This is a genomic window from Hyalangium versicolor (assembly GCF_020103695.1).
In the GTDB taxonomy this organism is placed as follows: Bacteria; Myxococcota; Myxococcia; order Myxococcales; family Myxococcaceae; genus Hyalangium; species Hyalangium versicolor.
On sequence record NZ_JAHXBF010000003.1, the window covers coordinates 579,809 to 603,434 of the forward strand.

The 23,626-nt window shown below is 67.0% G+C and carries 19 protein-coding genes and 2 tRNA genes; 14 read left to right on the plus strand and 7 right to left on the minus strand.

What is annotated here, in order from left to right; translation table 11 throughout:
* The first annotated feature begins 37 nt into the window (after positions 1-37).
* Positions 38-934 carry a GGDEF domain-containing protein gene (locus KY501_RS08570; RefSeq protein WP_224362183.1) on the plus strand — a complete coding sequence of 299 codons (897 nt, stop codon included), beginning with the start codon at positions 38-40 and terminating at the stop codon, positions 932-934.
* Between the two features lie 202 nt (positions 935-1,136).
* Here KY501_RS08570 and KY501_RS08575 read toward each other — a convergent pair whose 3' ends face one another.
* From KY501_RS08575 to KY501_RS08585, 3 genes are all read right to left on the minus strand, one after another.
* Positions 1,137-1,307, minus strand: coding sequence for a hypothetical protein (locus tag KY501_RS08575; protein ID WP_224362184.1), 171 nt, complete (start codon positions 1,305-1,307; stop codon positions 1,137-1,139).
* 229 nt (positions 1,308-1,536) lie between these two features.
* Positions 1,537-1,609: transfer RNA gene (locus tag KY501_RS08580), tRNA-Glu, on the minus strand.
* 5 nt (positions 1,610-1,614) lie between these two features.
* Positions 1,615-1,687 (minus strand) — tRNA-Lys (locus KY501_RS08585).
* Between the two features lie 187 nt (positions 1,688-1,874).
* Between KY501_RS08585 and greB the strand changes: the two genes are divergently transcribed.
* The 5 genes from greB (at position 1,875) to KY501_RS08610 (ending at position 6,176) form a co-directional block, all read left to right on the plus strand.
* Positions 1,875-2,417: a transcription elongation factor GreB gene (greB, locus tag KY501_RS08590; protein WP_224362185.1), complete on the plus strand. Its 543-nt coding sequence runs from the start codon at positions 1,875-1,877 to the stop codon at positions 2,415-2,417.
* Between the two features lie 11 nt (positions 2,418-2,428).
* Positions 2,429-3,370 carry a deacetylase gene (locus KY501_RS08595; protein ID WP_224362186.1) on the plus strand — a complete coding sequence of 314 codons (942 nt, stop codon included), beginning with the start codon at positions 2,429-2,431 and terminating at the stop codon, positions 3,368-3,370.
* A gap of 304 nt (positions 3,371-3,674) precedes the next feature.
* On the plus strand, positions 3,675-4,994 hold the full coding sequence (locus tag KY501_RS08600; RefSeq protein WP_224362187.1) for a PhoH family protein: 1,320 nt from the start codon (positions 3,675-3,677) through the stop codon (positions 4,992-4,994).
* Positions 4,995-5,023: 29 nt separating this feature from the next.
* Positions 5,024-5,329, plus strand: a complete 306-nt coding sequence (locus KY501_RS08605) for an HP0495 family protein (protein ID WP_224362188.1) — start codon at positions 5,024-5,026, stop codon at positions 5,327-5,329.
* 88 nt (positions 5,330-5,417) lie between these two features.
* On the plus strand, positions 5,418-6,176 hold the full coding sequence (locus tag KY501_RS08610; RefSeq protein ID WP_224362189.1) for an SAM-dependent methyltransferase: 759 nt from the start codon (positions 5,418-5,420) through the stop codon (positions 6,174-6,176).
* Between the two features lie 174 nt (positions 6,177-6,350).
* Here the strand turns inward: KY501_RS08610 and KY501_RS08615 are convergent, their stop codons facing one another.
* Complete coding sequence (locus KY501_RS08615; protein WP_224362190.1) at positions 6,351-7,442, minus strand: diacylglycerol/lipid kinase family protein; 1,092 nt, start codon at positions 7,440-7,442, stop codon at positions 6,351-6,353.
* A 382-nt stretch (positions 7,443-7,824) separates the two neighbouring features.
* Here KY501_RS08615 and dnaK point away from each other — a divergent pair, with 382 nt between their 5' ends.
* From dnaK to KY501_RS08635, 4 genes are all read left to right on the plus strand, one after another.
* Positions 7,825-9,735 carry a molecular chaperone DnaK gene (gene dnaK, locus KY501_RS08620; protein ID WP_224362191.1) on the plus strand — a complete coding sequence of 637 codons (1,911 nt, stop codon included), beginning with the start codon at positions 7,825-7,827 and terminating at the stop codon, positions 9,733-9,735.
* Positions 9,736-9,950: 215 nt separating this feature from the next.
* Positions 9,951-12,518 carry an AAA family ATPase gene (locus tag KY501_RS08625; RefSeq protein WP_224362192.1) on the plus strand — a complete coding sequence of 856 codons (2,568 nt, stop codon included), beginning with the start codon at positions 9,951-9,953 and terminating at the stop codon, positions 12,516-12,518.
* Positions 12,519-12,576: 58 nt separating this feature from the next.
* On the plus strand, positions 12,577-14,874 hold the full coding sequence (locus KY501_RS08630) for a vWA domain-containing protein (protein WP_224362193.1): 2,298 nt from the start codon (positions 12,577-12,579) through the stop codon (positions 14,872-14,874).
* A gap of 14 nt (positions 14,875-14,888) precedes the next feature.
* The gene (locus tag KY501_RS08635) at positions 14,889-15,452 is read left to right on the plus strand and encodes a PspA/IM30 family protein (protein ID WP_224362194.1); all 564 of its coding nucleotides are present in this window, start codon (positions 14,889-14,891) and stop codon (positions 15,450-15,452) included.
* Here KY501_RS08635 and KY501_RS08640 read toward each other — a convergent pair whose 3' ends face one another.
* Positions 15,453-16,334, minus strand: coding sequence for a DNA integrity scanning protein DisA nucleotide-binding domain protein (locus KY501_RS08640; protein ID WP_224362195.1), 882 nt, complete (start codon positions 16,332-16,334; stop codon positions 15,453-15,455). It abuts the gene before it with no gap.
* A gap of 126 nt (positions 16,335-16,460) precedes the next feature.
* Between KY501_RS08640 and KY501_RS08645 the strand changes: the two genes are divergently transcribed.
* On the plus strand, positions 16,461-16,823 hold the full coding sequence (locus KY501_RS08645; protein ID WP_224362196.1) for a TraR/DksA family transcriptional regulator: 363 nt from the start codon (positions 16,461-16,463) through the stop codon (positions 16,821-16,823).
* A gap of 61 nt (positions 16,824-16,884) precedes the next feature.
* Here KY501_RS08645 and KY501_RS08650 read toward each other — a convergent pair whose 3' ends face one another.
* Positions 16,885-17,640: an FHA domain-containing protein gene (locus KY501_RS08650; RefSeq protein ID WP_224362197.1), complete on the minus strand. Its 756-nt coding sequence runs from the start codon at positions 17,638-17,640 to the stop codon at positions 16,885-16,887.
* A gap of 200 nt (positions 17,641-17,840) precedes the next feature.
* Between KY501_RS08650 and KY501_RS08655 the strand changes: the two genes are divergently transcribed.
* Complete coding sequence (locus KY501_RS08655) at positions 17,841-19,487, plus strand: serine/threonine-protein kinase (protein WP_224362198.1); 1,647 nt, start codon at positions 17,841-17,843, stop codon at positions 19,485-19,487.
* Between the two features lie 15 nt (positions 19,488-19,502).
* Here KY501_RS08655 and KY501_RS08660 read toward each other — a convergent pair whose 3' ends face one another.
* The gene (locus KY501_RS08660; protein WP_224362199.1) at positions 19,503-20,261 is read right to left on the minus strand and encodes an FHA domain-containing protein; all 759 of its coding nucleotides are present in this window, start codon (positions 20,259-20,261) and stop codon (positions 19,503-19,505) included.
* A gap of 613 nt (positions 20,262-20,874) precedes the next feature.
* Between KY501_RS08660 and KY501_RS08665 the strand changes: the two genes are divergently transcribed.
* Positions 20,875-23,085 carry a RelA/SpoT family protein gene (locus KY501_RS08665; protein ID WP_224362200.1) on the plus strand — a complete coding sequence of 737 codons (2,211 nt, stop codon included), beginning with the start codon at positions 20,875-20,877 and terminating at the stop codon, positions 23,083-23,085.
* Positions 23,086-23,167: 82 nt separating this feature from the next.
* Positions 23,168-23,554: a RidA family protein gene (locus KY501_RS08670; protein ID WP_224362201.1), complete on the plus strand. Its 387-nt coding sequence runs from the start codon at positions 23,168-23,170 to the stop codon at positions 23,552-23,554.
* The last annotated feature ends 72 nt before the right edge of the window (positions 23,555-23,626 follow it).

Sequence of the window (23,626 nt, forward strand, 5' to 3'; positions counted from 1 at the left end):
TGCAGTTTTCGGTGCCTGAACAGAATGGATGACGAACTTGCCTGACTACACGAACGACGCCCGCTTCAAGGAACTGCAGTTCCTCGCTGGGTTCGAGCACAAGAACACGCGCTGGCAGAAGGTGCGCTACCCCAAGGATGGTGGGACTTTCGAAGACGCCAAGCGAAAGCAGATGGTCCTATCGCTCATCTTTCGAGAAATGCTGAACGGGCCGGATATCCTAGCAGAGGGGACCACGGGAGTCACAGGGGCCGTCTTGGCCAGTGAACTGGACCGGCAGTTTCGCGGCGACCGGGCGGACCTCATCAACGCACTTGTGAGTGGTCGGGAGGTAGAATTGGAGTTGGGGCACCTGGGCCGCTTGCGCCTCTTCGAACTGCAAGACCAGTTGAAAGCAACCCGTATCCGTGAGGCATTCGGCATCCTTTTCGACGGACGTCACGCTGAGCGGGACGTGGCGGTGGCCATCCTCAACAGCCGGCCCGAGTCACCCCTCTCACTCGCCTATCTCGACATGAATGGCCTCAAGGCTTTCAATGAGGACGGTGACCACTCTACTGGTGATGCCGCCATCAAGGCGTTCTTCCACGTCGTGGAGAAGGCGGTCTCGGGCGTCGGCGATGCTTACCGCAAGGGCGGTGACGAGGTGATGGTGATCATGCCGGGAACGCCGCTTGTGGAGGCTCGACGATGCATGTCTGGAGCACTGATGTCGCTGTCCAAGGAGGAGATCAGTGTGAATGGTGTGCGCCGGAAGCTGTCATCGGCCTGTGGTCTCTTGGCCGTGGTTGACCCGCACGCAGTTGCCGAGGCTGAGATTCAGGGTGCGGACCGCTTGCAGAAGGAAGCCAAGGCGGCCTCCAAGAACCCTGAGAGAAGCAGATGTAGCGCCTTGAAGGTACAGGGCGAACCAGTGGAACGATTTGGTTTATAGATTCCGACCTACCCCGTGCTGAACTATGGCCCAGTCACCTCCGAAGTGGCTGGGCTTCTTTCCTTTGGGGTTCGGTCCACGAGCCCGAGAGCTCGAGAAGGGCACGAAGACGGACAACCCGCGTGAGGTGCCTGTGCACCCTGTGTTGGCAAGAGTGCTGGACAGGTGGCGCCAGGAGGGCTGGGCGCGGATGCGAGGACACCTACCCACCCACGAGGATTTGATCGTCCCCTCCAGAGAGGGAGAGTACCTGCGAGCCGATGACGTGCTTCCACGGCTCCACCACGATCTGAGGCAGCTCGGGCTCCGCCCGCGCCGCACCCATGATGCGCGCCGGACCTTCATCTCCCTGGCGCAGGCGGATGGAGCTCAACCGCACATCCTGAAGTGGGTGACGCACGGCCGCCCGAGGGACATTGTCAGCGCGTATACCACCCTGCCGTGGGAAGCCCTCTGCGGCGAGGTGGCGAAGCTCCGCGTGCAAGTCAGCGATAAGGAGGAACCCACCGTGCAGAGCGCGGGTTGTAACTACGCCGGTACTACGTTTGAGGCCGAAAAGGAAAAAGCCCCCAAGTCTCGCGGACTTGGGGGCCCTCTCGCAGTGTCCCCGACGGGATTCGAACCCGTGTTACCGGCTTGAAAGGCCAGCGTCCTGGGCCTCTAGACGACGGGGACGGCTATGAGTCGCGGGGGGCTCGAACCCCCGACCCTCGGCTTAAAAGGCCGGTGCTCTACCAGCTGAGCTAGCGACTCGCACTATTCTTTTTTCGCACCGGCTCGCGGCCAACGACCGCTGGGCTCTCTACCAGCACTCTCAGACGACTTCCACTGGCGCGCACTTCCCGGACTACCTGACAGTCCCGTCACGACCGCCGGTGAACGTCTGCCTACCCCTCCGGAGCCCCTCCCGGCGGCTTCCCGGGACGGTATACAAGGAAGCATGCGTCAAGACGTACCCCCCCAGCATGACGAGCAGGACGATGAGGAGGCCGAGCCGGGTGGAGGAGGCGCCCACCGCCGCTACCTCACCCGCGCCGGTGCCGAGCGGATGCACCGCGAACTGCTCCGCCTCCTCAACGAGGAGCGCCCCAAGGTCACCGCCGAGGTCTCCGCCGCAGCCGCCCAGGGAGACCGCTCCGAGAACGCCGAGTACATCTACGGCAAGAAGCGCCTGCGCGAGATCGACCGCCGCATCCGCTTCCTCCAGAAGCGCCTGGACACCGCCACCATCGTCACCCCCTCCGAGCAGGCCGACCAGAGCCGGGTCTACTTCGGCGCCACCGTCACCCTCGAGGACGAGGACGGCGCGAAGACCACCTATCAGATCGTCGGCTCGGACGAGATCGACACCCAGGGCGGGCGCATCAGCGTGGAGTCCCCCATCGGCAAGGCCCTGCTTCGCAAGGCCATCGGAGACACGGTCGAGGTCATGCGGCCTCGCGGCGAGATCGAGCTCACCATCGTCTCCATCAAGTACGTATAGGAGAGCCCCCCATGCCACGGAAGCCGCCGTCGGAATTGCGCTTCCGTCGCATCTACAGCCGCTTGAGCGATGCGGAGCTGTCCGCGGCCGAACAGGACGAAGCCCTGAGCCTCGAGGAACTGGGGCTGGAATCTCGCAGTGAGCGCCAGGCGCTCGCCTTCGGCGTCTACAGCCGCCGAGGCCTCGAGAACGTCATGCGCGAGTACGGCCTGCTCCAGCGCTTGGAGGAGCGGCGCGTGGGGCCGCTCGAGGTCCGGCTGAGCTTCGAGGACGCGTTCCGGCCACGCATCATCCTTTGGAGCCATCGCTACCAGGCGGCCACCGTGGACATCTGCCTGCGCAAGGCCTCGGGCACCGACGCGGGAGTGCCTCCGCCGTTGGACGCCCGCGCGCTGCTCTTCATCGACTCGTTGGTCCTCCAGCACCCGGGCCGTGCCTTCGACTGGAGGCGCCCGCCCATGCCGGGCCAGGTCCACCCGGGGTTGGCGCTCTCGGAGGACATCCTCGAGCTGACGCTGCTCATGGCCCGCCGCGTCGGGGCCGAGGGCATGGCCCTCACGCCTTCCTCCTTCGCCGCCGCCTGGGTCTATGCCCGCAGCTTCCGCTTCGTGGACGGCATGGCCCAGGGGCGCTTCGTGTCGCTGCGCAGGGCCGGGCGCGAGTGGCCCCGCTGGCTGCTGGCGTGGGCCGTGGAGCTGGGCTGCGTGCGCGGCCCGGACGGTGAGCCGGTGCACTTCACCCCCTCGCCCATGCTCGCGTCTTTCAGCCGACGCTTCGAGCGTCTCTTCGAGGACAAGGCGTGGCGCGGCGCTGTCCAGGAGCACTCCCGGCTGCCGCTGAAGCTCGACTTCGAGGCGCTCCAGGACCGCTTCCCCTGGGAGCGCATGCCGCAGGGCCCCCCGCCGGATCCGGTCGCGGAGGTGCTCGCCTATGATCCGCTCGTGCCCGTCTGAGCGTCAGGTCCCAGGTGACCCTCCCGTCCCCGGCGTCCCCGCAGGCCTACCCTGAGGGGAGGCAGGGACTTCCCCCTGCTGTCCAAGGGTTGTCCACTGGACACCCTCGTCCCCAGGGCGGTTCGTTCCCTCCGGAGGTGGGTGGGGCGACCGGGCGGGTAGGGGGGTGGCACCTCGAAAGAGGTGTACCTCAGTAGCAAAGCCGCTGTTTCCCTGGGAGGCGGTGTCTATATTCGCTTCTGGAAGGTCTCCAACCAGCAGCGTCCACGCGGTGGCACCCGTATTCGAGGTCGCAACCTCCACGATGCCGAAGAACTTCATCCTCGACACCAACGTCCTCCTCCACGATCCGCGCAGCATCTACGGCTTCAAGGACAACAACGTCATCATCCCGATCTACGTGATCGAGGAGATCGATCAGTTCAAGCGCGATCTCTCGGAACTGGGTCGCAACGCACGCCTCGTCACCCGCTATCTGGACTCGTTCCGATCGGAGGGCTCGCTCCGGGAGGGCGTCCCCATGCCGCACGGAGGGTTCCTCCGGGTGGGCTTCGCCGACAACAAGCCGCCGCCGGAGCTGGCGGACGGCGACCTGATGGACAACCGGATCCTCGGGGTGGCCCTCGATCTGATGAAGAAGGAGCCCGACACCGAGGCCGTCTTCATCACCAAGGACACCAACCTGCGCATCCGAGCGGATGCGATGGGTCTCATCGCCGAGGACTACGACACCGAGCGTGTCGAGATCACCGAGCTGTACACCGGCTTCACCGAATTGCTCGTCCCGCGCGAGGCGGTGGACCAGATGTACAAGCCCGGCGCCGAGGTGGAGGTGGCGGGGCTGGACAAGCTCTTCCCCAACCAGTGCATCCTCCTCAAGGACGAGACCAACCCCTCGCACACCGCCATGGGGCGCTTCAACGCCACCAAGGGCCGGGTCGTCCCCCTGCTGCGCATCATCAAGGAGGGCATCTGGGGCGTGCGGCCTCGCAACATGGAGCAGGCCTTCGTCCTCGATCTGCTGCTCAACGATGACATCAAGCTCATCACCATCGTGGGCAAGGCGGGCACCGGCAAGACGCTCATGGCCATCGCCGCGGGGCTCCACAAGGTGACGGAGGAGAGCCTGTACCACAAGCTGCTGGTGAGCCGGCCCATCTTCCCCCTGGGCCGGGACATCGGGTATCTGCCGGGCAGCGTGGAGGAGAAGCTCAACCCCTGGATGCAGCCCATCTTCGACAACGTGGAGTTCCTGATGAACCTCAGCCGCGCCGACAAGAAGGCCGGCCGCGGCTACCACGAACTGGTTGACCTGGGGCTCATCGAGATCGAGCCGCTCACGTACATCCGCGGCCGCAGCATCCCCAACCAGTTCATCATCGTGGACGAGGCGCAGAACCTCACCCCCCATGAGGTGAAGACCATCATCACCCGCGTGGGCGACAACACGAAGATCGTCCTCACGGGAGATCCCTTCCAGATCGACAACCCCTACGTGGACGCGACCAACAACGGCCTCGTGCATGTGGTCAACCGCTTCAAGAACGAGAAGATCGCCGGACACATCTCCATGGCCAAGGGTGAGCGCAGCGCCCTGGCCGAGCTCGCGGCGAACTTGCTCTGAGTGCTGCGCCAGAGACGACGAGACGTGCCATGAAGAAGGAAGCCCCCTCCGACACTCCCGGGGAAGGAGAGGAGAAGAAGCCCCTCATCGAGTACCCCTCCATCTACACCTTCAAGGTGATGGGCATGCAGGAGCATGGCTTCGCCGAGTATGTGCGCCAGCTCTTCAAGCGGCTCATGGGGACGGAGATCTCCCCGGACTCCATCCATGAGCAGCCCAGCAGCAAGGGCAAGTACGTCTCCGTGAGCATCTCGGTGTACCTGCTCTCCGAGGAGCACCGCCGGTCCATCTACGCCCAGCTTCACCAGGAGAAGCGGGTCATCTACTACCTGTGAGTGAACGGCTGCCCCAGCCCCCTCGGGACAAAAGAGTTCGCACCCCCAACTGGAAGTCCCTCCATGGTGGGGTATAAGACGAGGTTGCATGAGTCCGGCCGGGCCCTTCCCGCTCTATTACCCTGGTGACGCTCGGCGTGCCTTCGGCTCCGATGAGGCCACGCGCCGCTTCGCCCGGGTGGCGCAGCTCGAGCCTGGTTCTCGCATCCTCGTGCTCGGCTGTGGCCCGGTCACCGCTCCGGTGCTGCTCGCACGCGATCTCGGCTGCTCAGTCGTCGCGGCGGACACCGAGGACTCGTTGCTCACCCTGGTCCGTGAACGGGTGAGGGCGCTGGGCCTGGGCGATCGCGTGGAGACGCGCCGCGTCGACCTGGAGCGGCTCGGGTTCCCCGATGGCGAGTTCGACGCCATCCTCATCCAGGGCCGGGTGTTCTTTCCCCTCGGTGCCACCCTGACGGTGCTCCGGCGGCTGCTGGCCAGGCGAGGGCGCATCGGCCTGACCTTCCCGGCCCGTGTGGGCCGCTACTCGGCCAAGTCGGCGGTCGAGTTCTGGGAGAAGCGGCTCGGGATGACCCCTCTGCTCCCTCGCGAACTGCTCCTGGAACTGGAGGCCCATGGCTATGAGCCTGAGTCCGTGGAGACGCTCACGGATCTGGAGCTCGATGCCCTGTACCGGGATGTCGAATCCCGCCTGGAGTCTGCACCGGCCGCGGAGGCCGAGGTGATGCGGCAGGAGATCGCCGTGCACCGCGAGCAGAACGGCAAGGCCGGCGTGAGCTACGCCTTCCTCATCGGCCGCCGCAAGGAGCCGGGAGAGAAGCCGCCGGCGTCGCGAGATCGCGGCTGAAGCCTCACCGAGCAGGGGAGAGAGACCCCGTCGCTCAGGCTCGGCACCAGGCTCCGCAGCGAGCGTGAAGGCCGCTTCGCGCCTCTCGATTCTGACCCCAGAAACGACGAGAGGCCGGGGGACGAGCCACCGGCCTCACGGATGCTCGCGCGGGTGCGCAGCGCGGGTTGCGGCTCAGTTCACCGAGCCGTGGAAGTCCAGCAGGTCCACGGTCTCGGGAGCCACGGAGAGCTTCACCTCGTCCCGGTAGCCCGCCGCATCGCCACCAATCTGCAGCGGCATCGGCTGGGCGAAGCGGATCGTCACGTCCTTCGCGTGGAAGTCGTGGATTCCCGCAGGGAACCAGCTGCCGGTCCACAGCTTGGGCAGGTTGGCGAGCACGTTCGCCGCGTTCACCTGACCCAGCCGCACGTGCATCATCCCGCGGCGCTGGTGGGCGAAGGGGAACATCCGCAGGCCGTAGCCGTAGAAGGGCATCGTCGCCGCGCCCGCCATCATCAGCTTGCCGCGGAACATCGCCTCGCCCGGAGCGATCGGCTCGCCCACCGCGCTGCCATCCGGACCCAGACGGTACGCCTCGTGCGCGCCGTTGATGACCTCGCACTCCACCCACGTGGAGTTCATCAGGTAGTGCGGCACCGTCTTGAAGGCCACCGCGGAGAAGTACCCGCCGCTGCCCGTCAGCACCTTCTTGAAGAGACCCTTGCCCAGGTTCTCCTTCACCCAGATGTAGTCGTTGAGCAGCTTGCCATCCACGCCCAGGCCCGCGAACGGAGTGCGCTGGCCGTCCACCATCACCATGTTCATGCGGCGCAGGCCCGCCACGTCACCCGAGAGAGCGCGCACCACGTCTTGAAGAATGCCGTCGCCGCTGGGGCTCGAGGCGTTCACGAAGTTCGCCAGCCCGTTGCCCGTGCCCAGCTTCAGCACGCCAAAGCGGGGCATCGGCTTGCCCGAGAAGCGGCCCCGGGACTCGGTCTGGCGGAGGAACTCGTTCACGAAGCCCATGAACGTGCCGTCACCGCCACCGGTGAACACCATCGGGTAGCCGCGCTCCAGCACCGTCTGCGTAATCCGCCGCGCATCCAGCGGCGAGCGCGACAGGAACAGGTCCTCCTCGGGGACCACATGCGAGAGGGACTTCACCACCCGCGCGTCCACCTTGCGCGCATTGGCGTTCAGCAGCACGGCGACCTTGGGCTCCGGAGCGACGGTCGTCGCGGGAACCTGAAGGAGATCCGGGGAACGCAGGGGCTGAACCAGCATGGGGGGCAGACTCCTGGAATAAAGGAACTGTCATTGCGCGATGCAGCGCCGCCGCCCACGACTGCACATTCCTAGCCAACAGCCGACGCGAGGCGTCAACCGAAGGCTGAGAAAGTGATTTCAAGGGGTTAACGTTAGGTGTACCCGGGGTCGGAGCGAGTGATCGCTACCCAACGGTGACGGCAGTGTAGAGCGCGTTACGCACCTTTGACGGCTCGGTGGCGAACGCGTGACGCGCCCGGTCGTCCTCCAGGCTGCCCGCAGGCCCCTTCGAGCGCCTGCTCGGCTCCACCGCTCGTAGGTTTGACACCCCCACATCGGTGGTTACGTTGGGCATACCTGAGGATTTGCAGGAAAAACTCAGTAGTTTCCGGAGGATACCGTGGGCAAGATCATTGGAATCGACCTGGGCACCACCAACAGCGTGGTGGCGATCATGGAGGGTCGCGAGCCCAAGGTCATCGTCAACGAGGAAGGTAGCCGGATCACCCCTTCGGTCGTCGCGTTCACCAAGGACGGGGAGCGGCTGGTGGGCCAGGTTGCCAAGCGCCAGTCCATCACCAACCCCGAGCGCACCGTCTACTCCATCAAGCGTTTCATGGGGCGGCGCTTCGAGGAGACGGGTGACGAGGCCAAGCTGGTTCCCTACAAGGTGGTACGCGGGCCGCACGGCGACGCGCGCGTGGAGATCGACGGCAAGCAGTACAGCCCGCCGGAGATCTCGGCGCAGGTGCTGCTCAAGCTGAAGCGCGCCGCGGAGAACTACCTGGGCGAGAAGGTGACGGAGGCCGTCATCACCGTCCCGGCGTACTTCAACGACGCCCAGCGCCAGGCCACCAAGGATGCCGGTGAGATCGCCGGCCTCACCGTGCGCCGCATCGTGAACGAGCCGACCGCCGCCGCGCTCGCGTACGGCCTGGACAAGAAGAAGGACGAGAAGATCGCCGTCTATGACTTCGGCGGCGGCACGTTCGATATCTCCATCCTCGAGGTGGGTGAGAACGTGGTGGACGTGCTCGCCACCAACGGTGACACGCACCTGGGCGGCGACAACATCGACCAGCGGATCATGGACTGGCTGATCACCGAGTTCAAGAAGGACAGCGGGCTCGACATCAGCAAGGACAAGATGGTGCTCCAGCGCCTGAAGGAGGCGGCGGAGAAGGCCAAGATCGAGCTGTCCAGCGCGATGGAGACGGAGATCAACCTCCCGTTCCTCACCGCGGACGCGTCCGGCCCCAAGCACCTCAATGTCAAGCTGACGCGCGCCAAGTTCGAGGCGATGATCGACGATCTCATCGAGCGCTCGCTGGAGCCGTGCCGCAAGTGCCTGAAGGACTCGGGCGTGGACTTGAAGGACCTCAACGAGGTGGTCCTCGTGGGCGGCAGCACCCGTATCCCGAGGGTGAAGGAGGCGGTGCAGCGGCTGTTCGGCAAGAAGCCGAACGAGAGCGTGAACCCGGACGAGGTGGTGGCCGTCGGCGCGGCGGTGCAGGCCGGCGTGCTCTCGGGCGAGGTAAAGGACATCCTGCTGCTGGACGTCACCCCGCTGTCGCTCGGCGTGGAGACCCTGGGCGGCGTGATGACCAAGCTCATCGAGCGCAACACGACGATCCCCACCCGCAAGTCGGAGACGTTCTCCACGGCCGCGGACAGCCAGACGCAGGTGGAGATCCACGTGCTGCAGGGTGAGCGCGACATGGCCACCGACAACCGCAGCCTGGGCCGCTTCCACCTGACGGGCCTGCCTCCGGCGCCGCGCGGCGTGCCTCAGATCGAGGTGACGTTCGACATCGACGCCAACGGCATCCTGAACGTGAGCGCCAAGGACAAGGCCACGGGCAAGGAGCAGAAGGTCCAGATCACCCACTCCTCCGGTCTGGCGAAGGAAGAGGTGGAGAAGATGGTCAACCAGGCGCGGGAGAACGAGGCCGCCGACAAGTCTCGCCGCGAGCTGGTGGAAGTGAAGAACCAGGCCGAGAGCCAGGCGTACGCCGCCGAGAAGATGATCAAGGAGAACAAGGACAAGCTGTCCGCGGACTCCGTGAAGTCGCTCGAGGAGGCGGTGGCCAACCTCAACAAGGTCCGCGAGGGCCAGGACAAGGACGCCATCAAGTCCGCGCTCGATGCCCTGCAGCAGGTCAGCTACAAGATCGCGGAGGAGATGTACAAGGCCACCGGTCAGGCCGGCGGCGCGCCTCCGCCTCCGGGCGCCGGTGGTCCCTCCGCCGCGCCGGGCAGCCAGGCCACGCCGAAGGATGACGTGGTGGATGCGGAGTTCCGCCAGTCCTGAGTGACATAGGCTGAAGCTGAGTGAATGAGAAGGGCCGGTGCCTCCTGAAGTGGGGACCGGCCCTTCGTCTTTTTGCACATGGGCTCGTGCCCGATGCCCTGTCGTGCGGCGTCCAGGCGAGCTTCCTCAAAGGGCGCACCTCATGTGCGCCCGGACGCGGTGACGCGGTGCACTTCAAATAGGCGAGGAGGCAGGGCTAACATGCTTGCCCTCCCGTGACCCACCCAACGTCCCTTCCCCAAGCCGCGCAGGCCTTCCGCCGTTTCTTCGGCGAGCTGCGCGAGACGTACCTCGAGCGAGAGACGCTCTTCACCCAGATCGAGCTGGCGCTGCTGTGCCGCGAGCATGTGCTCGTGGTCGGCCCTCCGGGGACGGCCAAGAGCGCCATCGCCAGCGCGGTGCTCGGACGCATCGTGGACGAGAAGACCGGGGGACCCTCGCTCTTCGCCAAGCAGATCGCCGAGTCCACCGTGCAGACCGACCTCATCGGTCCGGTGGACTTCAAGGTGCTCACCGAGACGGGCCGCACCGAGTACATCACCGATGACGGCATGCTGGGCGCCGTCCACGCGTTCCTCGACGAGGTGTTCGATGGGCGCGACATGCTGCTGCGCTCCATCCTCAACGTGCTGCACGAGCGCGAGCTCAAGCACGGCCGCCGGGTGACGAGCGGGCGCATCGAGTGCGCCATCATGACGAGCAACCGGTACCTCTCCGAGGTGCTCGCCCGCTCGCCGGAGCTGCTGTTGGCCTTCGCCGACCGGCTCAGCTTCATCGCCTTCGTGCCCAAGTCCTTCGCTCGCCGCGCCAGCCGCGCCGCCATGCTCCACCGCTTCATGCACGGGGCCCGGCCGGATCTGCGCGTGTCGCTGACCCTGCAGCAGCTCGATCTGCTCCAGGAGGCCGTGGAGAAGGTGAAGGTCTCCAGCCAGGTGCTCGAGGGCGTGGAGTTGCTGGCGGACGGCCTGGAGCGTTCGTTGTCCGCACAGGTGGCCAAGCTGCCCGACTACGTGCCCACCAAGTACTTCTCGCAGCGCTCGGTGGTGAAGGCGCTCTGGGCGCTCAAGGCCGCCGTGGTGCGCGATCAGATCTACCAGCATCCGGATCGGCAGCTCGAGGCGACCATCGAGGATCTGGAGGCGCTGCGCTGGTTCTTCCTGCTCGGAGGCCCTTCCTCCGCCGACGCCGAGGCGCTCCTCAAGGTGGCTGTGGATCCCCGAGAGCGGGCGCAGCTGGAGATCGTCCGGCTGGAGCAGCGGACCTTCGATGAGACGCTCGCCAAGGTGCGCAACGAGCTGGTCTCCGGCGTGGAGCGCGAGGCCACCGCGCTGGCGGCGGGGGAGGATCTCTCGGCCGCCGAGGCGCTGGCGCGCAGCTTCCAGCCGGGGCTCGCGTCCATCACCGCCCAGCGCCTGCTGGTGAAGCTCGTTCCGGGGCCTCGGCACCAGGACAACCGCTCGCCCTTGCTCGGAGCGGCCCGCGGGCTCGTCACCGCGGTGGAGCAGCGGCTGGCCCGTGGGATGACTTCGCAGCAGGGCGATCCGGCTGCCGCTGGCGGTGTCAACGCGCCCGAAGGCCGAGGTGGGCTCCAGCTCCTGACCTCCTTCAAGGATGCGTTGGAGCTGTGCCGTTCCGTCCCCGAGCTGCGGAGCCAGTTCAACCCGCTGTGCGAATCTTCCGCGCGGCTGCTGGAGCAGATGCTGGAGATGATCGCCCTGTCCGCCGAGGGCGTGGAGTTCGAGGACGGGCTCAAAATCGAAGGTCTGGTCGCGCTGGCCGACAACCTGGAGGAGGAGATCTCCCAGGTGTCCGCGCTGTCCGGGCTGCTGGCCGAGGGCGCGCCCGCGGCGATGGAGCGGCTCCGGGTGGCGGACATGGCCGTGCGCCGGCGGGTCGTCAGCTCGTTGCGGCGGCGCGCGGCGGCCGCCTTCCAGGCTCCGAGGCCCGCCGGCAAGCGGGATCCGTTCGAGACGCTCTCCACGGACTCGCGGCGCCTCACCCAGCTCGAGAAATCGCTGCAGGTACTGGATCCGTCGCAGCCGGGCCTGAAGCAGGAGCTGCTCCAGCCGCTCGGGTTGGCCTACGCGAAGCAGGTTCTGTCCACCACGCCGTTCGAGCGCATCGAGCAGTACGCCCGCGCCGCGCAGATGGTGGCGGAGAATCTCCGGCAGGAGGGCTTGTCTCCCGATGCCGTCATCGCCGCATGCCGGGACATCATCGAACAGCGGCTCGTCGAGCACGCCCGCATGCTGTCTCGGGAGGTGGCGAGCCCTCCGCCCGCGCCCAACGCCGTGGTCAACGGAGACGCCTACACGTTCTACCGCAACAGTTTCTCCGTCCGGGCCCCGGATGGGGAGCTGGCCGCGCTGCTCGGGCTGGACAACCAGCTCTCCTTCGCGCAGCCCCAGACGGCGGCCTCGTTCCTGTCGGATGGTGTCCGCCAGGCGGTGGCGCAGGCCGAACTCGTCTTCGCCCACACGCGCATCAAGTACCTGCGCAGTTGGTTGACCCAGTTGCTCACCGTGCTGCTGCCTGAGCTCGAGGCGCCCAAGGGAAAGGCGGAGGCGGAGCGCACCTTCGAGCGGCTGGTGCGCAGCCGGTTCCCACTGCTCGCGCTCAAGGAGGGCGAGCTGGTGCGGCTGCGAGGTGTGCTGGGCACGCTGGGAGCCATGCAGGGCGAGTTGGGCGAGTCCGCGAAGAAGCTCTCGCTCCAGTTGCGCGGCATCGATGAGGACTTCGGACGCTTCAGCAAGCGCGTCCTGGAGATGCGGACGACGCTGTGAGTGCTCTGGCCTTTCAGTGCGCTGTGCCGCGTGAGGCGGCTCTCGGGAGGCGCTGAGCATGCTGGCGCCTCGACTCACGGAACTGCGCCAGCGGCTGGATGCGCTCCAGCCGAGTGCCGCCCGTCCCGCGGGCATGGTGGGCTGGGCGCTCGGGCTGATGGCGCCCGGGGACGTGGATCTCACGTTCCCCACGATCGCCTCGCTGGATCGCGAGCTGGATCGGGTGGGCGTCCACACTCTGGCGGATGCGCACCTGCTGCGCTCGCTCGGCGTGAAGAAGGGCAGGGCGGGTCAGCTTGCGGAGGCTCTGGAAGCCCGCGCCACCGAGGCGTTGGAGGAGTTCGAAGCGCGCCTGAGGCAGGTGGAGCGCGCGCGCCGGGCCGGGGAGATGCCTTCCGGAGCGCGGACGACGCTGGAGCGCGCCTTCGTACAGCTCGCGCGCATGGTCAAGGTGGCGGATGTGTTCTCCGCCGCGCCGGGAGCCCAGCCGCCACCCTTCGAGATCCTCCCGCGCAGCACCCATACCTGGCAGGGGCGAGCCCCCTCCAGTGCTCGCATGGCCATCGCCGAGTTCCTCGCGGAGCGGGCGCGCGAGAACGTGGATGACGTGCTGCAGAAGCGGCGCGATCTGGATCTGGCTCACGAGATGCTGTTGCGGCTGGGCTCGGACCACGACCGCGATCGAGGCGTGGTGCTCCGCCGGGAGGTGGTGGAGGCCCGCGAGCGCACCCGGACCAGCCCGACCGTCCGCTCCCTTCAGGAGCTGGTGAAGCACGTCCGCCACACCGCCCGGCGTTCGCCCGGAGAGGCCTACCGGTCTCTGAAGGGGCTCTACGAGCGAGCGCTGGAGGCCGGGGATACGCAACTCGCCGCGACCGTCCGCTCGGCCCTGGACCCGATGCTGCCCACGGATGGACGCACGCGGACCCTGGTGGAGCAGGCCGAGCATCAGGAACTCTCCCGCTGGTTTGGCGAGAAGCCGGGCCAGGAGGCCGGGGAGGTAGAGGAAGGGCTGCGCGAGGAGGAGCCGAAGAAGTCACGCGCGGACGATCTCCTCGCGGATCTGGCCTTCTCGCTCAATCCCGAGCAACTCGCGGCCTTCGAGCTGGCGGCCGGTTGCGCTCGCTACTTCGACGTGGAGGACTCGCTCTCCGAAGAGATCGTCCAGGTGAACACCCAGGCGTTGCGGCCCGTGCCGAGGCGTGTGCCGTACCCCACGCAGATGATGAACTTCGAGACGACGGGCAGCCTGCACGAGGTGCACAACTTCGTCGTCACTGATCCGCGGCTGCTCGTCTACGATCTGGCCGCCAACCGGCAGGCGGTGCGCGCCTACCTCGAGGAGGAGCCGCCACCCAAACCCAAGAAGATGAAGCGCACCGCCGTGCGCGTGTACGTGCTGGATGCCTCGGGCTCCATGCACGGCGCGCGGGCACGGTTCCGCGACGCCATCCTCATCGCCGAGCTGAACAACCTGCGCGCCAAGGCCCGCCAGGGGCTGCCGTTCGATCCGCTGTACTTCTCCTTCTTCAACGACTCGCCCACGGAATTGTCCCGCGTGGACACCGCCACCGAGGCCACGCGCCAGATCGAGAAGCTCTTCCGCTACTCGCCCGCCGAGGGCCAGACAGACATCTCCCTGGCGCTCATGGCGGCGTTCGACTCCATCCGCGCGGCGCAGGGCCGGGATCCCTATCTGGCGCGAGCCACCGTGGTGCTCATCACCGATGGCGAGGACCGGGTGGACATGGATCTCATCCGCCGCACGCGCGCTCCGGTGGACTCGCTCACGATCGCGCTGAGCTTCATCTCGCTGGGCGAGGAGAACTCGGACCTCAAGTCCCTGGTGGCGGAGCAGCGCTCGCAGGGAGGCCGAGCCTTCTACCACCACCTCTCCGACGAGGAGATCCAATGGGCGCGCACCGAGTTCGATGCGCCCTGGCGCACGCTGCTCCCCCATGACGTGCCCGACAGCCCAGACAACCTGGAGGCGCTCTGGCCGCACCTGGAAGCCCTGGAGGCCATGGCCTCCAAGCGCCAGGCCGTCACCGCGACTGTGGCGGTGGAGGCCTCCTTCGATGCGCTCTTCCCGGAGGCGCCCGCGCAGGTGCCCGCGCGTGAGGCGGTGGGCAGGGACGTGTTGGCGCGGGTGGGGGACATCCTGGATGCCATTGCCGAGGCCGCCTCGTTGGCTCCCGCGGATCGCCGTGCCACCGAGAGCGTGGTGTTGCTCCAGCACCTGCTGGGTATCTACCAGCTGACTCCAGCCCGGTACCTGGCGGCACTGGCGGCGGGAGGAAAGTCGCTCCAGGAACCACTCGGGAGGGTTCGCCTCCTCTGCCGTCCTTTCGGGTAGGCTAGGGGGCGGCCATGCCCTTCCTGTTCTGGCGCAAGAAGAAGGAGAACACGAAGCCCCTGGACCCGCTGGCGGCCTTCGATCAGCTGATCGAGGACCTGGAGCGGCAGGGCGCCGAGGTGCGCAAGTCCGCGGCCACCCTGTTGGCTCTCAAGGGAGAGCTGTCGCGCTCGGTGGATCGCTACACGCGCCGCATCGGAGACATCTCCGAGCGCCTGGAGGTGGCCAGCTCCCGGGGCGACGCGAAGGCCATGCAGGTGCTCCAGCGGGACAAGGAGCAGGCGCAGGCCTTGCTCAAGTCCACCCGCGACTCCCTGGACCGCGTGGAGCCGGACGCCCGGTTGTTGCTGGAGGCGGCCAATGACGTGGGCTCGCGCGTCCAGGAACTGCGCACCGAGCGTCAGAGCGCCTCGGCGCGATTGGTGGCTGGCTCGCTCGTCAGCAGCACCATGCGAGAGCAGGTGGAGCGCATCGAGAAGGTGCTCGCGGTGGACGCGGCCCGCGATGAGATCGAGCGGGCCCATCAGCTCGCGGAGATCTACCGCGAGGAGCGCGGGGCAGGGGAGAAGGCGGAGTAACTATGTCCGGCGCGCCGTCTGGTGCAGCTCCAGGACGATGTTGCCGCCCTTGAAGAGCCGCACCGCGCCCGAAGTCTGGCTCACCACCAGCGAGATGCAGTGCGTGGTGGAGGTGATGCCCGCCGCCGCCGCGTGCCGAGCCCCGAGGCCCAGGGGGATCTTCAGGTTCTCATCCCCCGCGGACAGGTAGCGGCCCGCCGCCAGCACCACGCCGTCCTCGCGGATGACGAACGCTCCATCCAGCACCGAGAAGTTCTTGATCGCCTCGCGGATCTTCGGATCCAGCACGTTGCGCTCGGCCTCGGACAGGCCCTGGAACGGATTGATGGTGAGCTGCCGGCTCTTCTCCAGCACGCTCGTGTGGTCGCCGATCGTGATGATCGTCCCGATGGGGTGTCCTTCGAAACCCTCCTGGCCGATCTGCAGCGCCAATTGGATGAGCGCGTCCACCACCTGCGAGTTGAACTCCTCACCCAGCTTCACGCCCTCGATGGCTACCCGGTCGTCCAGCGAGCCACCGATGCGCATCTGCATCAGCGTGTCCGGCGCCCGGCCGACCTTGCCCGTCATGCACAGCACCAGGTCGCCCTCCTTGAACGCTCCCTGGGAGAGCGCGGACACGAGGGCCACCTTCACACGCTCTGTGCGCGAATAGTCGTATGCGGGAATCACCAGCGCGCGCAGCTTCCGCGCCGTATATTCCTGGGCGATTTTGTCCGCTGTGACGGCGTAGATAAGCTTCTTGCGAGCGGGCCGCCCTCTCAGGTCCTCTGGGGCGATGGGTACATCGCAGATGTAGAGGAAGTGATCGACGTCATTTCTGGCCGCCAGGGAGAGAGCCGAGCGCAGGAATTCCCGGTCGAACTTCGAACTCTCGCTCACGCAGTATCTCCTCCTCCCGCCCCTGGGGACGCATGGGCACCTTGACACTACGGCCCATGTGAATAAAGCTTTCGGGCCTTTTTTTTAGGGGGACGGGGTTTCTTCTCGCCCATCGGAGCGAAGGCTGTGAATCAGAAAGATCTCAAGCGGTACAAGAAGATGCTCGAGGACAGCAAGACCGCGTTGCTCGAGAGCGCCAAGAAGACCCTGGTCGAGGAGTCCAGCTTCGACACCGACGATCTGCCGGACGAGATCGGCCAGGCTTCTTCCGAGTACGCCCAGTCGATGGTGTTCCGTCTGCGTGACCGCGAAAAGTTCCTGCTCCAGAAGATCGAGAAGGCGCTGCAGCGCATCGAGGACGGCACCTTCGGCATCTGCGAGCGCTGCGAGGAGGACATCTCTCCCAAGCGCCTGGAGGCCCGCCCCGTCACCACGCTCTGCATCCGCTGCAAGGAAGAGCAGGAGAAGAAGGAACGCTCCTACGGGTGAGCGCCGAGGCCTCCGGGCCGCGTGACGCTGTGCGCCGCGCGGCCCGTCCGGGCCTCCGCCTTCACACCATTGCCTGGATCTCCACCCGGAGCAATTGGCGGCCGATGAGGAAGTGGTCGCCGTTGTCGACGAAGGTGGGGCCCGCCAGGCGGATGAACGTGCCGTTGGACGAACCGACGTCCCGGACCATGAGCTGATCCTTGCGGACCGTGAGGACAGCGTGGCGCCCGGAGACGAATCCATCGGTCGGGAAGGTGATGTCTCCATTCTCCCGACCCAGCAGGTTGTCCCCCTCCTTGAGCGGGAAGGCCGCGCCGCGCATGCCTCCCTCGAGGTACTGCACCAGCCGCAGCCGGTAGCCCGGATCGGGAGAGCCCCAGATCTGCGAGCCCCCGGGCCCCGTGGAGGCTCCCGGAATGGGCTCGAGCACCAGGCGCTGGCGGCCCAGCCGCAGCTCGCCTCCCGTGCTCAGCTCCCGCTCCTGGCGCAGGCGCACGAACACGCCGTTGGCGCCTCCCACGTCCTCCACCGCCAGCCGGACGCCGGAGAAGAAGAAGCGAGCCTGCTCGGGCATCACGAAGGGGTCGTCTGGCAGCTTGAGGTCCCCCTGCTGGCCGCAGGTGAGCGTGTCGCGCGTCATCCGCACCACGGATTCCGGGCCGCCATCCGCGCGCACCACCCGGAGGGAGACCTGGGGGCGCGGAGCGAGCTGGGACACCGCCATCACCAGCGTGCCCGAGCGCATGGGCGCGCCGCAGGACTGGCAGATGGTGGCGTCGTCGGGGTTCTCTGCGTCGCAACGGGGGCAGAAGGTCATGGCAAGGCTCCTTCGTCATATCAGGGCCCGGGGAAGGTTGCTCGCTCTGCGAGCACGGCTTGATGCAGACCCGAGCAACGTGCTGAAGTCCCGGCTCCACACTCAACGACCCTGAGACGGAACACGCCTTGCGCTGCCCCACCTGTGGCACAGACGCCGGAGAAGCCTCGAGGTACTGCCCTTCATGCGGCTCGACCCTCGTGCGCACGGCTGAGGCCGACGAGTACATTGGCAAAACGCTCGCGAAGAAGTACCGGGTCGAAGCGCTGATCGGTGAGGGCGGCATGGGCAAGGTGTACCGGGCCCGCCAGCTCGCCCTGGACAAGCCGGTGGTGCTCAAGGTGCTGCGCCAGTCCCTGCTGTCGGACGAGCGCACCGTGGCCCGCTTCCAGCGCGAGGCCAAGGCCGCCAGCCGGCTCAACCACCCCAACTCCATCAGCATCCTGGATTTCGGCCAGGCCGAGGACGACGCGCTCTTCATCGCCATGGAGTTCGTGCCGGGGCAGGACCTGCACCAGGTGCTCAGCCGCGACTGGCCGCTGCCCGAGGCGCGCATCGTGCGCATCGTCAGCCAGGTGCTCTCCGCGCTCTCGGACGCGCACGGCGCGGGCGTCATCCACCGCGATCTCAAGCCCGAGAACATCATGGTGGAGCAGCGCCGCAACGAGCCGGACTTCGTGAAGGTGCTGGACTTCGGCATCGCGAAGATCACCGACTCGTCCGGCGAGGACGTGCCAGCGCTCACTCGCGCGGGCTTCGTGTGCGGCACTCCCGAGTACATGTCTCCCGAGCAGGCGCGGGGCGCGCAGCTCGATCACCGCTCGGATCTGTACGCGGTGGGCGTCATCCTCTACCAGCTCACCACGGGCCTGCTGCCCTTCGAGTCCGACTCCGCGGTGGGTTTCGCCACCAAGCACCTCACCGAGGAGCCGCCGCCCCCGTCGCGTCGCCGCCCGGATGCGCGCATCTCCTCGGGGATGGAGCGCCTCATCCTCCGCGCCCTCTCCAAGGATCCGAATGACCGGCCAGCCAACGCCGAGGCCTTCAAGGCGGAGCTGGTCGCGGTGGATCGCGAGCGGCGCCGAGGGGAGGGGTCTCGCCGCGTCCAGGCCGCGCAGCCTCCAGCGCCCATGTCCTCTCCGGTGCTCGCGCCCATCCCGCGCCGGGCCACGGGCGGCAGCCACCTGGCCACGCAACCTCGCACCGATCCGGGCTGGGGCTCCAACGAGCCCACCATGGAGGCCACCGTCCGCGCCGTGCCGGAGCTGATGCAGACGGTGCAGAACCCGGTGCCCACGGCGACCACGAGCGACAGGACCGCGGCCGTCATGCCGAACTCCTCGGAGGAGGAGGGCGGCTTCAACTTCTTCAAGGCACTCACCATCACCCTGCTGCTGGCCGCGATCGCGATCGCCGCCTACTACTTCTACTACAACAACCCTGGAGGGGCCCCGGACCCTGGGGCGTACTACAAGGGCGCTCCCATCCCAGGCCAGACCGCTGCCGATACCGGGCCGGATCTCACGCCGCTGTACGAGCAGGAGATCCCCGTGCGGAACCGGAATGCGCAGAAGGCGATCAAGTTCGAGACCGAGGGAGATCGGCAGGTCCAGCGCGGCTACCTGGGCCTGGCGGCCAGCGAGTACAAGAATGCCTTCATGGCCGATCCCAAGCCGGAGCTATCCCTCAAGCTGGGCGAAGTCTATTGGCAGAATGGCAAACCGGACGAGGCCAACCACTGGTGGGCGCGGCACCTGAAGGATGCCCCCAACTCCAAGGCCCGGGGCTACATCGAGCAGACGCTGAAGAGCAACGCAGCCCTGCCGATGCCGCCTGTTCAGCAGTGAGGCGCGTGGAGCGCTTCAGCCCAGCAGATCCACCTGGAACACGTGGTTGCCGATGCGGACGCGGTCTCCCGAGCGCAGCGGGCGCTCGGTGCTGGGGGGGATGCGCACATATGTCCCCAGGCCGCCCGACAGATCCCTCAGCATGGCGCCGGTGGCCGTCGGGCTCAGCTCGCAGTGACGGCCGGCAAGCCCCTCGTCCTGCGGGAAGCTGAAGTCGCAGTGCGCCTGGCCGATGGTGAGCAGTGCGGTGGCCGCCACCACGGCACGGCCCGCTCGGCCGCCCACGAGGATCTCCTCCACGGCGTAGATGGCCTGCCCCAGGGGCACGGGAGCGCCGTAGATGACGGGCTGGCTCGCCTGTGCAATGGGGATCTCGATGCGGCCGCTGAAGCGGAACAACCGCGCGCCGGCGCTGAAGAGCGTCTTCGGGGCGATGGCCTCCGTGCCGGGGATCGTGACGAAGACGCCGGAGGCACTGCTCTCGTCCCGGACGAAGAGCGCGCCTTCCTTCACGAGGAACGTCGCGTGCAGGGCGGAGACGAACGCGTCATCCTGCAGGAGGATGGCGCCGCGGCTCCGGCCCACCACACATCCGGTGACCGGCAGCTTGTAGCGCTGCCCTCGGGTCGACCCGGCGACGACGGTGAGCCCGAACCGCGAAGCGGCCGGAGGCGCACGCCCCGGACCGGGAGCAGCACCAGGAGCGACTCCCGGTGGAACTGCCGCAGGCGGAGCGGCAGGCGCGGCCACGGGCATGGGAGCTGCTCGAGGCATGGGCGCATCCGGCACGGGGGGCGGCAAACGCTCGGCTGGAACAGGAGGCGCCTGGCGAGGGCTCGGCCCACTTCTGGGCGGAGGGGCGTCCGCGAGCTGGGGGCGCATGCCCGAAGGAGGGTGAGGGGCCGGGCGTGCCATCCCCACAGGAGGGCCGGAGGGTACCGGCGGCCCGGGGCGGGCGGGAGCTTCGACTGGGAGCCCCCCGTTCGTCGTGGGGAGAGGCGTCCGGGCGGATGGTTTGAGCCCCGGGGGAACCACCTCGCCGGGGCGAACTGCGGGAGGGCCGCTCTCGGGACCTCGAGGGGCGGGGGCGGCTCGAGGCGCTGCGCCCGGGGGGATGGCTGGCCGCTGCCCGGTCGCCGGCCGGGCAGGCGCCGCCCGGGCACCCGGAGCCTCTGCCACGGAGGCCCCACACTGCGCACACGCCGCGGAACGGGGCGGATTGTAGCCGTCACAGTTCGGACAGACTACGGCGAGTGCGGACAGCAGGAGCTGTGACATGGGCGGGGGCGACTTTAGGGGTGCGTAAACAGGGGGTGCAAGATCAACAGAGAGAACCTGCAACGTTGCCCCCCCTGCATACGAAAGTTACGATTAGCCCTGTATCTAAATGATTCGCCTCAACGACATCCTCCAGCGGGTTGCCTCCTATCACCCGGACCCCGACCTGGACATCATCAAGAAGGCGTACGTCTACTCGGCCAAGGTGCACCAGGGCCAGCTCCGCAAATCCGGGGAGCCCTATCTGGTTCACCCGCTCGAGGTCGCCGGCATCCTGGCCGAGCTCAAGCTCGACGAGGCTTCGATCGTCACGGGTCTTCTCCATGACACCATCGAGGACACGCTGGCCACCGCAGAGGAGCTCACCGAGCTGTTCGGCCCCGAAGTGGCCCAGCTCGTGGACGGCGTCACCAAGCTTTCCAAGTTCTCGGCCTCGGCCACCCTCTCCCAGGAGGAAAAGCAGGCGGAGAACTTCCGGAAGATGATCATCGCGATGGCGCAGGACATCCGCGTCATCCTCGTGAAGCTGGCCGACCGCACGCACAACATGCGGACCTTGGATCATATGTCCGAGGAGAAGCAGGCCCGCATCGCGCAGGAGACGCTGGACATCTACGCCCCCCTGGCCAACCGCCTGGGCATCAGCTGGATCAAGATCGAGCTGGAAGATCTGTCCTTCCGCTATGTGAAGCCCCAGGAGTTCTTCAACCTCCAGGAGAAGCTGAACAAGCGCAAGAAGGAGCGCGAGAAGTACATCGACGACACCGCCGCCATTGTCCGCACCAAGCTGGAGGAGCGCGGGCTGAAGGGCGACGTCTCCGGCCGCTTCAAGCACGTCTACAGCATCTACAAGAAGATCAAGCAGCAGGGCATCGACTTCGATCAGATCCACGACATCATCGCGTTCCGGATCCTCATGCCCACGTTGCCCTCGTGCTACGAGGCGCTGGGCCTGGTGCACCAACTGTGGAAGCCGGTGCCGGGACGCTTCAAGGACTTCATCGCGATCCCGAAGCCCAACATGTACCAGTCGCTGCACACCACGGTGATCGGCCCGTTGAGCGAGCGCGTGGAGGTGCAGATCCGCACCCCGGAGATGCACAAGATCGCCGAGGAAGGCATCGCGGCGCACTGGGCCTACAAAGAGGGCAAGGTCCTCATCTCCAAGGATGACGAGAAGTTCGCCTGGCTGCGCCAGCTCATGGAGTGGCAGCAGGATCTGAAGGATCCCAAGGAGTTCCTGGAGACGGTCAAGGTCGACCTCTTCACCGATGAAGTCTTCGTCTTCACGCCCAAGGGAGACGTGAAGAGTCTGCCTCGCGGGGCCACACCGGTGGATTTCGCCTACGCGATCCACTCGGACGTGGGCGGGCGGTGCGTGGGCGCCAAGGTGAACGGGAAGATCGTCCCGTTGCGCTACAAGCTGAAGAACGGCGACATGGTGGAGGTGCTCACCAGTCCTCAGGCACATCCCTCCAAGGACTGGCTCACCTTCGTCAAGACGAGCCGCGCCCAGCAGCGCATCCGCAACTTCATCAAGCAGCAGCAGCGCGACAAGAGCCTGCAGCTGGGGCGCGAGCTCGCCGAGCGCGAGCTCAAGCGCTACCAGATCAACCTCAACAAGCTGATGAAGAACGGCGACATGAAGAAGGCCGCCGAGGAGCTGGGCTACCGCATCGAGGATGATCTGCTCGTGGCCATCGGCTACGGCAAGGTGACGCCGCAACAGCTGGCCCAACGCGTGGTGCCGCAAGAGAAGCTGACGGCCGAGGAGCGGCCTCCTCCGCCCATGCCCAGCTCCAATGGGGACGGCAACGGCTCGTCCATGCTGCCGGGCCTGTCCAAGGTCACGGACCTGGCCAAGCGGTTGGTGGGGCGCACCAGCAAGAGCGGCGTGCAGATTGGCGGAGTCGACGACGTGCTCGTCCGCTTCGGGCGCTGTTGTAATCCCGTGCCGGGAGACCCCATCGTGGGTTTCATCACCCGTGGGCGCGGCGTCACCGTGCACACGGACAAGTGCGAGAAGTCGCTCGCCACCGATCCGGAACGCCGCGTCGATGTCTCCTGGGACGTCCGTGGCGACTTCAAGCGCCCCGTCACCCTCCGAGTCCTTACCGCGGATCGCCCCGGCCTGCTGGCCGACATCTCCAACGCCTTCTCGAAGAAGGGCGTCAACATCTCCCAGGCCAACTGCCGGGCCACCGGGGATGACCGCGCGGTGAACACCTTCGAAGTGACGATCTCGGACCTCAAGCAGCTCACGGACTTGATGCGCGCCATTGAACGGCTCAACGGCGTGCACTCTGTCGAGCGCATCTGAGCCCCGCGCCCGCGCGGGGTTTCGTGCTAGAGCCACCTCGGACCGCGGCCGGCGGACGGCCGCTTCACCCCGAGGTGTCCCCATGGCGCGCAAAGTCATTCACTCCGACAACGCCCCCCAGGCGATTGGCCCGTACTCGCAGGCCATCCAGGTAGAGGCGGGGAAGATGACCTTCCTGTCCGGGCAGATCCCCCTGAACCCCAAGACCATGGAGATGGTGCAGGGAGACGTGGTCGCCCAGGCTGAGCAGGTGATGCAGAACCTGAAGGAAGTGCTCGCCGCCTCCGGGCTCGACTTCTCCCATGTGGTGCGCTGCACCATCTTCCTCACGGACCTGGGCGACTTCGGCAAGGTGAACGAGGTGTATGGCCGCCACTTCCCGTCGGCCCCGCCGGCCCGCGCCACCGTGCAGGTGGCCGCGCTGCCTCGCGGCGCCAAGGTGGAGATCGACGCCATCGCCGTCTCCTGAGCCCGGTCTTCCGAGCCCGCAAAGGCAGAGGCCGCCGGACCACGCGGGTCCGACGGCCTCGGAGACTTCAGG